This is a genomic window from Pseudoalteromonas sp. 1CM17D, from assembly GCF_023161805.1.
In the GTDB taxonomy this organism is placed as follows: domain Bacteria; phylum Pseudomonadota; class Gammaproteobacteria; order Enterobacterales; family Alteromonadaceae; genus Pseudoalteromonas; species Pseudoalteromonas atlantica.
Genome location: NZ_JALNTP010000003.1, coordinates 371306 through 386807, shown reverse-complemented (window position 1 = coordinate 386807; position 15502 = coordinate 371306). Strand labels below are relative to the sequence as shown.

Sequence of the window (15502 nt, the reverse complement as noted above, 5' to 3'; positions counted from 1 at the left end):
ATACTTATAAACGGCCATTTTGTCTATAGATAGCAAGCCTAATCGATTTAAATTTAATCAAGCTGAGCGGTTTTAGCAGCATTGATTTGATCAACCCACAAAGCCCTGTACCGCTTTGATAAACCTAGTTGTTGATACTGCATAATTGACCATTGCTTAGTTGGCTTATATGCCACGCCGCCTTGCTGGCAACTTAAGCTTTTGTGCCATCCATTTGGCGCAGCCTCACCTTGCGAAATATATAAATTTGGGGCTACGTATCCTTGGCGTTTACACAACCAGCGCTGTTTAGAAATAGGCAGCGTATATTCATCTTCAAAACCACTAAAGTGCATTAGCTCATGCAAAAATACATTATAGTTTGCTTGGGTACTTAGCTGCATTTTTTTACCTGTTACATTGGCGCTGCCGCTCGTACCCATAATTACAGTGTAGTCATAGCCGTTAGTAGACTGCGCTTTTAAGTGCGCGTTTTGCCATAAGCAATTAGCCATGTCCGAGGTGGGAGCGCAGTCAATTGCGCCCCCAGCGTAAACCGGTTTACTTAAGCAATACGCCCCGCTTTGCGGCTCAGGTTTTTTATTATACTGCGCGGCAAAACTTGATAACTTAAACAAGGCTTCTCTATTTACACCTAATAGCAGCACATTGTAACTACAGCTATTGTTAATCGGCGGGCGTGAATTTAACGCTGCAAAACCAAGTTGATGTAAAAAGGAAGGCGAAACTTGCTCATAGTCACTCCCTTTGTGCAGCGCTAAATGGTTAAATACTGCGCCTTTAGGCAGTAAGTTTTGAGCTAACAATAGTTGAAGGTCATTCCAGCGACCTTGCTTTAAAAGAGCATGCGCGAGTTGTTGGCGCTTGTTGTGCCCAACATGCTCTATACTTTGTAGCCAAAATAACTTTGCTTGCTCGTTTTTGCTTGCATTAATCAGCTTTAAAGAATAATTGTACTGAGCTGATGGGATATTTTTACGCGCTAAAAAGCCTAAGGTCAGCTCGGGAAGATGCGCAATATTATTTGCAAAGTAACGGGGAAATTGCCAATAACTTTGCAGCGGATTAGCCTGAGCGTGAAGTACATGCCAAAAGCTAATGCTGCTTAACTGGTTACTAGAGCCTGCAATAAGCAGGCTAAATAGCAAACCAATCAGATAACACAGGTATTTAACTAGCGTCTGCACCAGCCATAAGCTCAAGCTCTAAACGTGCATATTTGTATTCAATAAACTCATGCACATTAGTGGATAATGCCAACCTAAAGTAATCAGCAGCTAAAAACTGCTCACCGGCTGCTTGATGCATTTTGGCTAAATAAAAGTACGCCTCGCACAAGCGCTGTGCGTATTCTTGCTCTGACTTAACGCCCTCGCTAATACCCGATAAAAACGTATGCTCACTCATATCGCCGGTATAAAGCGAAATTAGCTGATACGCCCATTGCGATTCATCAAGGGCTGCAGCATTTGTTTTAAGAGCCGCTAATGCTTGTTGTTTATCCTCTTGCGACTGTGCAAGGTAAAGCCATAAAACACGGTAAGGATCGTTGGGTGAACGCGCTAAAAACTCATCAAAGTCACTTTGCGCTAGATTTGCTCTTTCACCATAATACAGTGCAATGCCACGGTTTAAATAAGCGTATTCATGCTCTTCATTAAGCTCAAGGGCTGAGTCAAAAAACTCATACGCTTTTTCGTATTGCTGCATTAAAGTGTGCTGAATACCTAAAAAGTTATACACCTCAGCTAAATCAGGCTTTAGTTTTATAGCGCGGTTAAAATCAATGCGCGATAACGTGGTCATTCCTAAGCTATCAAATAATACCCCACGGTCATAATAAAGCTTAGCTTGTTGCTCGGTACTTAAATCGGCTCGATTTAATAGCTCAGAGTAACGTGCAATCGCAATTTCACTTCTAAAGTCAGATGCAAGGGGTGCAGTAAAAGGCACATTAACAATCGGCGTAGGTTTTGATTCAGTCGTGGTTTGGCAAGCGCTTAAAGACAAAATAGCAAAAGATGCCAAAGCTAAATGTTTGAGTATCATTAAAATCCTTAATACCAAGATATATCGCAATAAAAATAAGACAGACCTTGTCTAATAAGGTTTCATTAAAGCATAAAAAAAGGGGCTAAACAGCCCCTTTTTTATTATCCCGCGTATATTAACGGGTTAAAGTTTAGCAATTATGCGTCTTTTGACTCATCAGCTGCAGGTGCTGCTGATTCCATTGCTTCTTTAATGCTTAGACGTACACGGCCTTGGCGGTCTACTTCTAGTACTTTAACTTTAACTTCTTGACCTTCACTTAAGTGGTCAGTTACGTTGTTAACACGCTCTGTGCTGATTTGAGAAATATGCACTAGGCCATCTTTACCAGGAAGAATGTTTACAAACGCACCAAAGTCAACAATACGTACAACTTTACCAGTGTAGATAGTACCTACTTCTAGTTCTGCTGTTAATTGCTCAATACGTGTAATTGCGTTTTGCGCGCTTTCACCGTCTGTTGCAGCAATCTTAATTGTACCGTCGTCTTCAATTTCAATTGTTGTGCCTGTCTCTTCAGTAAGTTGACGGATTGTAGCGCCACCTTTACCAATTACTTCAGCAATCTTCTTAGCAGGAATTTGCATAGTGTAGATGCGAGGAGCAAACATTGATAATTCTTCAGAAGGAGCAGAAATCGCTTCATCCATCACACCTAAAATGTGTAAACGTGCAGCTTTTGCTTGTTTAAGCGCAATTTGCATGATTTCTTGTGTGATACCTTCAATCTTGATATCCATTTGTAGTGCAGTGATACCGTTAGTAGTACCTGCTACTTTAAAGTCCATGTCACCTAAGTGATCTTCATCACCTAAGATATCTGAAAGAACAACAAACTTCTCATCTTCTTTCACAAGACCCATCGCGATACCCGCAACAGACGCTTTAATTGGTACACCCGCGTTCATAAGAGCTAGTGACGTACCACAAACAGATGCCATTGAAGACGAACCGTTAGATTCAGTGATTTCAGATACAACACGAATTGAGTAAGGGAACTCAGTAAGTGTAGGCATTACAGCAGAAATACCACGCTTAGCTAGGTTACCGTGACCAATTTCACGACGCTTAGGAGAACCTACAAAACCAGTTTCACCTACACAGAATGGAGGGAAGTTGTAGTTAAGCATGAAGTGGTTTTTGTGAGTACCCGTTAAATCATCGATTAACTGTGAATCACGTTCTGTACCAAGTGTAGCGGTAACTAATGCTTGAGTTTCACCACGAGTAAAAATTGCAGAACCGTGAGTACGTGGTAATACACCTGTCATTACGTCTAGTGCACGGATCATGTCTGGTTCGCGACCATCGATACGTTTTTCACCAGCAGTGATGCGGCCACGTACAATTTTCTTCTCTAAAGAACCAAATACTTTACCTACTTCTTGCTTATCAAGTGTTTCATCTTCAGCAAGCTCGCTTGTAAGCGCTTCAATTACAGCGTCTTTTGCTGCAGTTAATGCTTCTTTACGCGCTACTTTATCGGTAATACGGTAAGCTTCACCTACTTTATCAGCAGCAAGTTCAGCTACTTTTTCTTCAAGCGATACGTTTTTCTCAGGTGCAGACCAATCCCATGTAGGCTTGCCCGCTTCTGCTTTAAATTCGTTAATTGCGTTGATAATAGCTTGAGATTGCTCATGGCCGTATACAACCGCACCTAGCATTACGTCTTCAGCTAGTACGTCAGCTTCTGATTCAACCATTAGTACTGCGTTATCAGTACCTGCAACTACTAAATCAAGTTGGCTTTCTTCAAGCTCTTTTAGTGTTGGGTTAAGTACGTACTCACCGTTGATGTAACCAACGCGTGACGCACCAATTGGGCCGCTAAATGGGATACCAGAGATAGCAAGTGCTGCTGATGTACCAATCATCGCAACCATATCTGGTTGGATTTCAGGGTTTACAGAAACAACGGTTGCAATAACTTGTACTTCGTTTACGAAACCATTTGGGAAAAGTGGACGAATTGGACGGTCAATAAGACGTGCAATAAGTGTTTCGCCATCGTTAGGACGACCTTCACGCTTTAAGAAACCACCCGGGATACGACCCGCAGCGTACATACGCTCTTGGTAGTTAACTGTTAGTGGGAAAAAGTCTTGACCAGGTTGAGCTTCACGCTTACCAACGACAGTAACTAATACTGACGTGTCGCCGATGCTTGCTAATACTGCGCCGTCAGCTTGACGTGCGATTGCACCTGTTTCTAGGGTAACTGTGTGTTGACCTAGTTGAAATTCTTTAATAATTGCTTGCACTTAAAATATTCCTTAAATGTTTTTATATTTCATTAATAAGTGTCATTAAAAGGGCCAATTACAGTACATAATTGTATTCAGTTGGAAATCAATTAAGTACTACAATTGGCAAAATTTTTAATGACTGCAGATAACCTATTTATCTACGCGCATAGTATATACCAAAGCGACGTAAAATTGCGAGCCTACCCAAAGATAAAACGTAATCGCTTTTGCCACATTATTTTTTAATTGTTTTATAGAAAGGCGTTTAATTAAGCGTGTAATTTTTAGCTATTAAAAACCTTTAGATAGCTAGGTGAATAATTCGCTATTAAATTGTTCTTAAAGATAATTTTAACGCAGTGGTTGCAAGCGTTGCCTAGCCTTATTTATTAAGTGCTAGCACAAGGTTGGTGTTATTTATATTAAAGGGAGGTTAAATTAACGATGGGGTGTGAAGCGTTAAATTTAGGCACAAAAAAAGGAGCTATAAAGCTCCTTTTCTCGTAATCAAGTTCTTAGCGACGTAGGCCAAGCTCTTGGATTAACGCAGTATAACGCGAGATATCTTTACCTTTAAGGTAATCAAGCAATTTACGGCGAGTACTTACTTTACGAAGCAGACCACGACGTGAGTGGAAGTCATGCTTGTGGTCAGCAAAGTGACCTTGAAGCTTGTTGATATCAAAAGTAAGTAAAGCTACTTGTACTTCAGGTGAACCAGTGTCGCCTTCAGCACGTGCAAATTTAGCAATGATATCGATTTTTTCTTGATTGCTTAGTGACATAATAACTCCAAAAGTTAAATTTAATAGGTGCTTTAGCCGATCACTAATTCAGCCAAAACGATTAAGCGGGCGTATTCTACCAACTATGAGAATAACTACAAGTTAAAGTTTACTCGGGTTGCTGATTAGACAAGCCACGCTTTGATTTTAAATGCCCGTCAGGGTTGCGCTCACCGGTGCCAATAAACACACCATCAGCAAGAACTTTAATTGCCCCTTCGGGTAAATCAGTGCCTAGTACTAATGCTTGGCCATGGCTAAACGAAACGCCCTGCTCTTTGCTAATTTCTACAACGGGTAAATCAACCAATGCACTATCCATTGGCAATAGTAATTCATCAAGGTATGTAGAAGGGGCAACCTCTTCTTCTTTAGCCTTGGCTAATAAGGTTTCAAGGTGCTCAAGCGATACCATTTTATCTTTAGGGTAATGGCCAACCGCTGAGCGATGCAGCATAATAACATGTGCGCCACAGCCTAGGTTTTCGCCTAAATCATCAACAATGGTACGAATGTACGTCCCTTTAGATACATGGGCGGTCATTTGTACTTCGTTGTTTGCTTCATCAAACTCATCAAGCGTTAAGCTAAACACGTTTATTTTTCGGCATTTACGCGGTACTTCAATGCCTTCACGCGCGTATTTATATAAAGGCTTACCTTCATATTTAAGCGCTGAGTACATTGATGGATACTGATCTGATTCGCCTAAAAACTTTTCAATTTCTGCAGCTAACTGTTCAGTGGTAACGTTTACATCACGGGTTTCAACCACTTCGCCATCTGAATCAGAGGTAGTTGTGCGCTCACCTAGCTTTGCTCTTACCACATAGGTTTTATCTGTATCGAGCAAAAATTGGGTAAACTTGGTCGCTTCACCAAAGCAAATAGGCAGCATGCCAGTGGCCAGTGGGTCTAGCGCACCGGTATGGCCAGCTTTTTGGGCAAAATAAATACCTTTAGCTTGCTGTAGGGCTTTGTTCGATGAAATGCCTTGAGGTTTGTTTAACAACAAAATACCATCAATCGGACGGCCTTTACTGCGTCTTGCCATTAGTCTTTAGTGCCTTCTTCGCTATCAGTTTCATCATCAACATGTTTAGCGTTATCTTCGCGAATAACCGAGTCCACTAAGTTTGAGATACGCATCCCTTCCATTAGTGAGTTATCTACTACAAATTTAAGCTCAGGCATTATACGAGCACGAATACGCTTACCCAGTAACGAGCGGATATAGCCCGTTGCTTCGTTAAGTATTTTTGCGCTTTCTTTTGCTTTGTTTTCATCTTCGGTATTAAACACCGTAATAAAAACTTTTGCGTAAGATAAATCGCGCGATACTTCTACCGCAGACACTGTCACCATGCCTAAGCGCGGATCTTTAATTTCGCGTTGTAAAATTACAGCAATTTCCTTTTGAATTTGCTGAGCAACACGATCAGTGCGAGAAAATTCTCTCATGATTGTTTTCCTAAAATCATAACTTACTGAATTAAAATAATAAGTTAATTAAATAATGGATACAGAAATGGGGGCAAAGCCCCCATTTACAATCTTAGTTTACGAGCAATTAAAGTGTACGTTGTACTTCAACTGTTTCGAATACTTCGATTTGGTCACCAACGCGAACATCGTTGTAGTTCTTAACGCCGATACCACATTCCATGCCGTTACGAACATCTTGAACGTCATCTTTAAAGCGACGTAGTGACTCAAGCTCACCTTCGTAAATAACCACGTTATCACGTAGTACACGAATTGGTGCGCTGCGTTTAATAGTACCTTCAGTAACCATACAACCAGCAATTGCGCCAATTTTTGGAGACTTAAACACGTCACGTACTTCAGCAAGACCAATAATCTCTTGCTTAAACTCAGGAGCAAGCATACCAGACATGGCTTGCTTAACTTCTTCGATTAGCGCGTAGATTACGCTGTAGTAGCGAAGGTCTAAGTTTTCAGTATCAATCACTTTACGTGCAGATGCATCGGCACGAACGTTGAAGCCAACTACGATTGCGTTAGATGCAGCAGCAAGTGTTGCATCAGTTTCGGTGATACCACCTACGCCAGAACCAACAATCTTCACTTTTACTTCATCAGTAGAAAGCTTAGTTAGTGAGTCTGAAATTGCTTCGATTGAACCTTGAACGTCTGCTTTAAGTACCACGTTAACTTCTGATACATCGCCTTCAGCCATGTTAGTAAACATGTTTTCAAGCTTCGCTTTTTGCTGACGAGCCAATTTAACGTCGCGGAATTTACCTTGACGGTATAAAGCAACTTCACGCGCTTTACGCTCATCTTTAACAACAGTCGCTTCATCACCTGCAGCCGGAATACCAGATAGACCTAAAATCTCAACAGGAATAGAAGGACCCGCTGATTTAATGTCTTTACCGTTTTCGTCTTTCATTGCACGAACACGGCCGTATTCAAGACCACACAGTACGATATCACCTTGGTTAAGGGTACCTGATTGAACTAAGATAGAAGCAACCGGACCACGTCCTTTATCAAGACGAGATTCAATTACAACACCTGCTGCCATGCCTTCTGATGGAGCACGAAGCTCTAAAAGCTCAGATTGCATAAGAACAGCTTCAAGTAAGTCATCAATACCTAAGCCTGTTTTAGCTGAGATATGAACGTACTGCGTATCGCCGCCCCAATCTTCAGGGATAACGTCTAACTGAGCTAGCTCGTTTTTAACGCGATCTGGATCTGCGCCTTCTTTATCCATTTTGTTTACAGCAATGATTAAAGGAACGCCAGCTGCGCGAGCATGCTGTACCGCTTCTTTAGTTTGTGGCATTACACCATCGTCAGCTGCAACCACTAGGATTACGATATCTGTCGCTTTAGCACCACGTGCACGCATTGATGTAAACGCGGCGTGACCCGGTGTATCTAAGAAAGTGATCATGTTGCCGTTAGTTTCAACGTGGTATGCACCAATGTGCTGTGTAATACCACCGGCTTCGCCTGATGCAACTTTAGCTGAACGAATGTAATCAAGCGTTGATGTTTTACCATGGTCAACGTGACCCATTACAGTTACTACTGGCGCACGCGGCTCAGACTTACCATCTTCATGACGGTCATTTAGTACTGTTTGCTCTAATTCGTTTTCTTTAACGATGATAACTTTGTGACCCATTTCTTCAGCAACAAGTTGTGCTGTTTCTTGGTCAATCACTTGGTTAATGGTAACCATGTCACCCATTTTCATCATTGTTTTAACAACTTCAGCGCCTTTAACAGCCATGCGTGATGCAAGCTCAGCTACTGTAATTGTTTCGCTAATACGCACTTCATTTTTAACATCTGCAGTTGGTTTTTGGAAACCATGTTGCAATGACGTAGGTGCTTTTAGCTTGCCTTTACGGCCTTTAGCGCCTGCAAATTTATCTTTTGCTGGGGCTTTTTTCTTTTTCTTCGCGCGGCGTGAACCTTGCTCATCACGTGCATCGGCAACATCTTCTGCCTCACGTGCATAAGTAGAAGTCGTAAGATGGTGATCCGCGGTTTCTTCGCGTTTCTTACGTTCTTCTTCTTCTTTTTTCCAGCGAGCTTCATTTTCTTCAGCTAGCTTTCTTGCCTCTTCTGCTTGACGTTTCGCTTCTTCTTCAGCTTTCTTCAATGCGGCCTCTTCTGCTTCTTTCTGCAGACGCTCAGCTTCGATGCGATCTTTCTCAGACTTAGCACTTTGCTCTGGGGTCATCTGCTGTTGTTTAGCTTTACGCTCTGCATCTGCTTTGCGTTTAGCTTCTTCTTTGGCTTTACGATCAGCGTCTTCTTTTGCTTTACGTTCTGCCTCTTGTTTCGCTTTTAATTCAGCGGCTTCTTGTGCAGCTTTTTGCTGCTCTTCGATACGCGCTTTTTCTTCAGCGGCTAGACGTTGCTGTTCTTGCTCTTGCTCCATTGCGCTCTTTTTCACGTAAGTACGTGTTTTGCGAACTTCAACTTGAACAGCTTTTGCCTTACCCGTAGAGCCCGTTACACTTAATGTGCTTTTGCTCTTACGTTGTAAAGTCATACGTGCTGGGCCATCTGAACCAGTACCACCGTGCGATTTGCTTAAGTGATCAAGTAACTGTGCTTTTTCAGCTTCAGTTACATTATCACCTGCTTTTTTAGTGATACCCGCTTGTGAAAATTGCTGAAGCAATTTATCAACAGTTGTACCTATATCGCCGGCTAGTTTTTCAACATTTACTTCTGCCATAGTGTGTAATACCTCCGTTAATAAATTACTCGTCTGCGAACCAACAAATATTACGTGCAGCCATAATTAGCTCACCTGCTTTTTCAGGTGTTAGCTCTGTAATATCTACCAATTCATCAATACCTTGCTCAGCTAAGTCTTCAAGTGTAATTACACCCTTGCTTGCCATAACAAATGCTAGATGACGCTCTAAGCCTTCAAGCGCAAGTAAGTCTTCAGCAGGCTCTACACCTTCTAAGCTTTCTTCCGTTTTAAGCGCTTTAGTGGTTAATGCATCTTTTGCACGTGAGCGCAGTAAATCAACCGTTTCTTCATCTAGGCCGTCGATTTCTAAAAACTCAGAAGCAGGCACATATGCTACTTCTTCAAGTGTTGAGAAACCTTCGTTGATAAGTAATGATGCAAATTCATCATCAATATCTAAGTTTTCAGTAAATAAGTTAATTAACTTATCTGACTCTGCTTCGTTTTTAGCGCGCATGTCTTCAACAGTCATTACGTTTAGTTCCCAGCCAGTTAATTGGCTTGCTAAACGAACATTTTGACCATTGCGACCAATTGCTTGTGCTAGGTTATCAGCTTCTACAGCGATATCCATTGAATGAGTGTCTTCATCCATTACGATTGAAGCTACTTCAGCCGGTGCCATTGCGTTAATAACAAACTGCGCTGGGTTGTCATCGTAAAGTACGATATCAACACGCTCGCCACCAAGTTCTGATGATACAGCTTGAACACGTGCACCACGCATACCAACACACGCACCTACTGGGTCAATACGCTTGTCGTTAGATTTAACGGCGATTTTAGCGCGTGAACCCGGATCGCGTGCTGCAGCACGAAGCTCAATCATTTCTTCGCCAATCTCTGGCACCTCAATGCGGAATAATTCCATCAGCATTTCTGGTTTTGAACGCGTTACAAATAACTGTGCGCCGCGAGCTTCAGGTTTAACTTCGTAAAGAAGACCACGGATACGATCTCCTGGACGGAAGTTTTCACGTGGCAGCATATCGTCACGGTAAATAACCGCTTCTGCGTTGTTACCTAAATCAAGTACGATTGCATCACGTGTTGCTTTTTTAACGACACCTGTTACTAGCTCGCCTTCTTGATCTTTATAAGCTTCTACAACTAAAGCGCGCTCAGCTTCACGTACTTTTTGTACGATAACTTGCTTTGCCATTTGTGTAGTTATGCGGTCGAATTTGATAGATTCAATCTGTTCTTCAACATAATCACCCAGTTGCAAGTCAGGTTCTTCAACTTGAGCTGCTTCTAATGTGATTTCGCTGTAAGGGTTTTCTAAAGAACCATCTTCTTGAACTTCTGCAATCTGCCAACGACGGAACGTGTCGTAATCACCGGTTTTACGGTCGATTGATACACGTACTTCAATTTCGCCATCGTGTTTTTTCTTTGTCGCTGTTGCTAGAGCGAACTCTAACGCTTCAAAAATCTTTTCTTTTGGAACCGCTTTCTCATTGGAAACGGCTTCAGCAACCAATAATATCTCTTTTGCCATGGGTAATGCCTCGCTTGCCCTATTCCTTCGCACTCGAATTAAAACTTTGCGATGATGTTCGCACGTTCGATATTGCTAAGCATGATTAAGTGCTCTTCGCCATCGCTTTTAAGTGTGATCATATCACTGCTAACTGCTACTAAGTCGCCTTTAAAATTACGGCGACCGTCTTGTGGAAGCTTAGTACGCACGCGTACTTCCTCTCCTTGCGCCTTCTCGTAGTGATCTTGTTTGAATAATGGACGATCAACACCAGGAGACGATACTTCCAAATCATATTCGTTTGTAATTGGGTCTTCGACGTCTAAAATCGCACTAATTTGGCGACTCGCATCCGCACAATTATCAACAGATATTCCATCCTCATGGTCAATATAAACCCTTAAGGTAGAATGGCGGCCTGCTTGTACAAACTCAAGACCATGTAATTCAAAGCCTAACATTTCTACTGCAGGCGTAAGCATGGTTAATAAATCTTGCTCAAGTTTTGTCACGAAAATCCTCCATACAAACAAAAAAAGGGCTTATAGCCCTAAAATACTGAGTTTAAGTTTTGATTTAATGACAAAGCCATAAATCAATGGTGCAGATACAACAACGCCCCGAACCAAGCGGGGCGTCACACCAATAAAGCATAAAACTGTGTGGCCTCAGGCCAAGCTTGGCAGCGGGTCATTACACTGACCAAATTAAACTACATTAGCTTAAACGCAAAACGCGCATTACTTAGAATGCGCGATATAGAATTAGTAAGGATATACCTACTATAAAAATTGGTTGCGGGAGCCGGATTTGAACCGACGACCTTCGGGTTATGAGCCCGACGAGCTACCAGGCTGCTCCATCCCGCGCCAATAGATATTAAACCTAAAATTCAATATCGCTGTTAGTGGTTAATCAACCGCTAAACAATGGCGGCTATTATAAGGATATACGGGGTAATTAGCAACCATAATAACTAATAAGTTTGATAAAATCAGTGAACCCCCATTTTAAGCTTCACCAGTATGTACTATGATTATGCAGACGTTAAAATGGTAATCGTAACGTCACTAATATGTACGTAAAAAGCCGTATATTCATAAATAAAATATCTAAAATTCATAAAACTGATACAATTTTGTGCTTTTTACGTTTAGATTACGTGCGATATTTGAGCAACGCACTATACTAAAAGCTCACCGATGTGGATAAAAATAAAAATTACAAAATTTAATGAGATTGCTAATGAATACTTATCAGCCACAGTTAATTAAAAGTTTGCATATAGTTAAGCCAAACTTTCATGCGTTTACCGCGCGCTTTCATGCAAAGCTTGAAGAGTCAAATATAACAATGCAGTACCCAAGTGCCGCTTATTTTAACGAAAAAAGTTATATTTTATATTGTGTTTTAGAACGTATAGTTAGGCATTTAGATAACCCATCTTCAGTTGCCCCATTTTTAACCTTTCACTTGCAATACTTAAAAAAGATGGGCGTTACACCAAAAGAAATATCGCTACTGTGCGATGCCTTTTACGATACCTTAAACGAGCACTTAGGGCGTTTATTCACCGCACAAACACAATTTGCTTGGCAAAAAGCGCTTCGTTATTTTGAAAGTTTTGCTAATACAACCTTGTTTAACAAAACAAATGTTATTTCGCTTGAGCAAAAAATCACTCAACTTCGCTCAAGTAAGCTTTAAGTAACACAAGCTCCAGCTTTTATACACGTATGAGCAAACTACCTAGATCCACGTTGTCGCTTTTTACGTACAACTAAATTTAGGTGGTTTATGGCTCATTATAAAGTGTTGCGCCTAATTTTAGGTGATCAACTTAATGCTTCGCATTCGTGGTTTAAAGAAAAAGAGCCTGATACGCTTTATTTAATTGCCGAGTTAAAACAAGAAACCAATTACGTTAAGCACCATGTGCAAAAGTTATGTGCTTTTTTTTATGCGATGGAGCGTTTTGCTACAGCTTTACAAAGCGCGGATTACAGCACACTGCACCTCACCCTAGATGATACCCACCAAGACAAAACCTTGCCTGTTTTACTCACGCGCATAGCCAAACAGTATCGTTGCAGTGAAATACATTATCAATACCCTGATGAATTTCGCCTCAAAGCACAGCTAAGTAAATTTAAAAAAGAGTCTGATCTTCTTGTTAAAGCCTATGACACCGAGCATTTTATGCTGCCATTTGAGCGTATTAACGAGCGGTTTGAAAAAAACAAACATGTGACTATGGAGCACTTTTATCGCGCTATGCGCAAGCAATACACTATTCTTATGGATGGGAGTAGCCCGCAAGGAGGTCAATGGAACTTTGATAGTAATAACAGAAACAAATTTAAAAAAGCAGATTTAAACGCTATCCCCCCGCCAAAATTATTTAATAACGATGTAAGCTCTATCATTCGCAGACTTAAAAAACATAACGTAAATTACTTTGGTGAAATAAATCCTCAGCAGCTGCCATGGCCGCTCACTCGCAAACAAGCCAAAACGTGTTTAGAGTATTTTTGTACCCACCTACTAAAAAATTTCGGCCAGTTTCAAGATGCAATGACCGACCAAGTTACAAATAACGCCAGCTTGTACCATAGCCGTTTATCATTTGCTTTAAACGCCAAGTTAATCCACCCGCTGTACGTTATTAGGCGTGTAATTGACGAATTTAATGCTCATCCCGACACAATTTCGATTTCTCAAGTAGAGGGCTTTGTTAGGCAGATCCTAGGATGGCGTGAATATGTTCGCTGTATATATTGGGCAAACATGCCCGACTATGCACAAAAAAACCAATTACAGGCTAACCAGTCGTTACCGGAGTACTTTTGGCAGGGTAATGTAAAAATGAACTGTTTAAGCCACGCATTAACGCAGAGCTTAGACACCGCATACGCTCATCATATTCAAAGATTAATGATCATTGGTAATTTTTGCTTATTAACAGGCATCGACCCTAATGAAGTCGACCAGTGGTATTTAGGGGTTTATATTGATGCCATTGAATGGGTTGAAATGCCTAACACCCGTGGCATGAGCCAATTTGCAGATGATGCTATTATCGCCACTAAACCCTATGCAGCCAGTGGTAATTACATCAATAAAATGAGCGATTACTGCAAAAACTGTCATTATGATGTTAAGCAAAAAGTAGGTGAGAAGGCGTGTCCTTACAACAGCTTATATTGGCAATTTATGGATAAACACCGCGCATTACTTGAAAAAAACCCACGCATTGGCATGGTTTATAGAAACTGGGATAAACAAACACCCCAACTTCAACAGCAGACCTTAGCCCAAGCAAATTATTATTTAACGCATATAAACGAGTTATAAAAACGAAAAAGCCGCCTCAGTTGAGGCGGCTACAATCAGGGAAAATGTTTATTAGCGATTATTTACCTTCGATTAGGTTTCCACCGCCAATTTCAATTTTACGAGGTTTAAGTGCTTCTGGGATTTCGCGCTCCAGGTCAATGCTAAGCAGACCGTTGGCTAAATCGGCACCGAGTACTTTTACATGATCCCCAAGTTGAAACTTACGCTCAAAGTTACGTTCCGCAATACCTTGATGAATAAACTTGCGCTCTTCATTTTCATCTTTGTTTGGTTTAGTGCCTGCAACTTTTAAAGTGTTGTTCTCTGACTCAATGGTGAGTTCATTTTCACTAAAACCAGCAACGGCCATAGTGATTCTGTATTTGTCTTTATCTAGTGCTTCGATATTGTAAGGAGGAAAGCTAGGCTGCTTGTCTGTACGAGCTGCCGCATCCATTAAAGATGCTAAATGATCAAAGCCGATGAATGAACGATAAAGTGGTGATAAGTCTACTGTACGCATAATAATATCCTCATATTTAAGCGATATAATGTTGTTACTTTTCGTTTGAACAAGTACAACATAATTAAATTAATAATATAAATTTCAATAACTTCTGTATTTTTTGGGACCCATCAGGCGTCCTCACTAAACTATTTATGGGCAGTAAAATAGTTTTCAAGTAATTAAATTAAAAAAGTGAAAAAAAATCAAAAAGGGCACAAAAAAGTGCCCTCTTCGTATATTCATCAAATTACTCAATACACGTTACTTAATAAAAGTACCGCGAATTGGGTAGTCGTTTTCGCGTGAAAATTTAATACCGCCTAGCACCTGCTTAAGGCTTGGGCGAACAAATGGACTATTTGATTTATCAAGCATCTGTACTTGGTTGTCTTCGTTTAATACAATAATACAAGGCTCAGCAAATGGGTGATCTGTTTCAGCATCACTGCGCGGTTCACTAATGTATAAGCCTAAATCAGTCATTTGCTCAATGGTTAAATTGTAATAAAGAGGGAAATTTACGTCTATTTTTTCAAGATGCTTTTTAAGCTGCTCTTCGCTATCGCCACTTACTGCTACAACTTCTACACCTGCGCTGGCAAAATCGTCATGCATTGTTGCAAGCTCGTTGAGTTGCTCGGTACATTTAGGGCAATGCTGGCCTCTGTACACCACTATCATTTTCCAAGGTTTGTTGCTTACGCGGTCAACTAAATTCACGTCATTGTTATCTAAATCGCTTACCACTAAAGGCTGAATTACACTCGCTGGCTGTAAATTAACGTTACTCATTATGATCTCCTTTTACTATTAAACTTAGGGTGTAGTAATAGAGCT

The 15502-nt window shown here is 40.9% G+C and carries 13 protein-coding genes and 1 tRNA gene; 2 read left to right on the top strand and 12 right to left on the bottom strand.

The features are described 5' to 3' along the window. Positions 1–53: 53 nt before the first annotated feature. The 10 genes from MSC25_RS08260 to MSC25_RS08215 form a co-directional block, all read right to left on the bottom strand. On the bottom strand, positions 54–1187 hold the full coding sequence (locus tag MSC25_RS08260; protein WP_248443145.1) for a hypothetical protein: 1134 nt from the start codon (positions 1185–1187) through the stop codon (positions 54–56). Further along, positions 1171–2049: a lipoprotein NlpI gene (nlpI, locus tag MSC25_RS08255; RefSeq protein WP_029773956.1), complete on the bottom strand. Its 879-nt coding sequence runs from the start codon at positions 2047–2049 to the stop codon at positions 1171–1173. Before nlpI ends, MSC25_RS08260 begins: the two co-directional genes overlap by 17 nt. 140 nt (positions 2050–2189) lie before the next feature. After that, on the bottom strand, positions 2190–4316 hold the full coding sequence (gene pnp / locus MSC25_RS08250) for a polyribonucleotide nucleotidyltransferase (RefSeq protein ID WP_004585889.1): 2127 nt from the start codon (positions 4314–4316) through the stop codon (positions 2190–2192). 500 nt (positions 4317–4816) lie between these two features. Beyond that, positions 4817–5086: a 30S ribosomal protein S15 gene (rpsO, locus tag MSC25_RS08245; protein ID WP_004585888.1), complete on the bottom strand. Its 270-nt coding sequence runs from the start codon at positions 5084–5086 to the stop codon at positions 4817–4819. A gap of 109 nt (positions 5087–5195) precedes the next feature. Beyond that, the gene (truB, locus tag MSC25_RS08240) at positions 5196–6140 is read right to left on the bottom strand and encodes a tRNA pseudouridine(55) synthase TruB (RefSeq protein ID WP_248443143.1); all 945 of its coding nucleotides are present in this window, start codon (positions 6138–6140) and stop codon (positions 5196–5198) included. Beyond that, positions 6140–6547: a 30S ribosome-binding factor RbfA gene (gene rbfA / locus MSC25_RS08235; RefSeq protein ID WP_004585886.1), complete on the bottom strand. Its 408-nt coding sequence runs from the start codon at positions 6545–6547 to the stop codon at positions 6140–6142. The genes truB and rbfA overlap by 1 nt, the downstream gene beginning before the upstream one ends. 109 nt (positions 6548–6656) lie before the next feature. Beyond that, the gene (gene infB, locus MSC25_RS08230; protein ID WP_004585885.1) at positions 6657–9314 is read right to left on the bottom strand and encodes a translation initiation factor IF-2; all 2658 of its coding nucleotides are present in this window, start codon (positions 9312–9314) and stop codon (positions 6657–6659) included. 25 nt (positions 9315–9339) lie between these two features. Continuing rightward, positions 9340–10839 carry a transcription termination factor NusA gene (gene nusA, locus MSC25_RS08225; RefSeq protein ID WP_004585884.1) on the bottom strand — a complete coding sequence of 500 codons (1500 nt, stop codon included), beginning with the start codon at positions 10837–10839 and terminating at the stop codon, positions 9340–9342. Between the two features lie 38 nt (positions 10840–10877). Continuing rightward, positions 10878–11333, bottom strand: a complete 456-nt coding sequence (gene rimP, locus MSC25_RS08220) for a ribosome maturation factor RimP (RefSeq protein ID WP_004585883.1) — start codon at positions 11331–11333, stop codon at positions 10878–10880. A 280-nt stretch (positions 11334–11613) separates the two neighbouring features. Next, positions 11614–11690: transfer RNA gene (locus MSC25_RS08215), tRNA-Met, on the bottom strand. A gap of 376 nt (positions 11691–12066) precedes the next feature. Between MSC25_RS08215 and MSC25_RS08210 the strand changes: the two genes are divergently transcribed. Further along, the gene (locus MSC25_RS08210) at positions 12067–12528 is read left to right on the top strand and encodes a globin (protein WP_121637199.1); all 462 of its coding nucleotides are present in this window, start codon (positions 12067–12069) and stop codon (positions 12526–12528) included. Positions 12529–12618: 90 nt separating this feature from the next. Further along, positions 12619–14175, top strand: coding sequence for a cryptochrome/photolyase family protein (locus MSC25_RS08205; RefSeq protein WP_248443141.1), 1557 nt, complete (start codon positions 12619–12621; stop codon positions 14173–14175). 58 nt (positions 14176–14233) lie between these two features. Here the strand turns inward: MSC25_RS08205 and MSC25_RS08200 are convergent, their stop codons facing one another. Further along, positions 14234–14680, bottom strand: a complete 447-nt coding sequence (locus MSC25_RS08200) for an Hsp20 family protein (RefSeq protein ID WP_004585880.1) — start codon at positions 14678–14680, stop codon at positions 14234–14236. Between the two features lie 246 nt (positions 14681–14926). Further along, positions 14927–15457, bottom strand: coding sequence for a peroxiredoxin-like family protein (locus tag MSC25_RS08195; RefSeq protein WP_248443140.1), 531 nt, complete (start codon positions 15455–15457; stop codon positions 14927–14929). Positions 15458–15502: the final 45 nt, after the last annotated feature.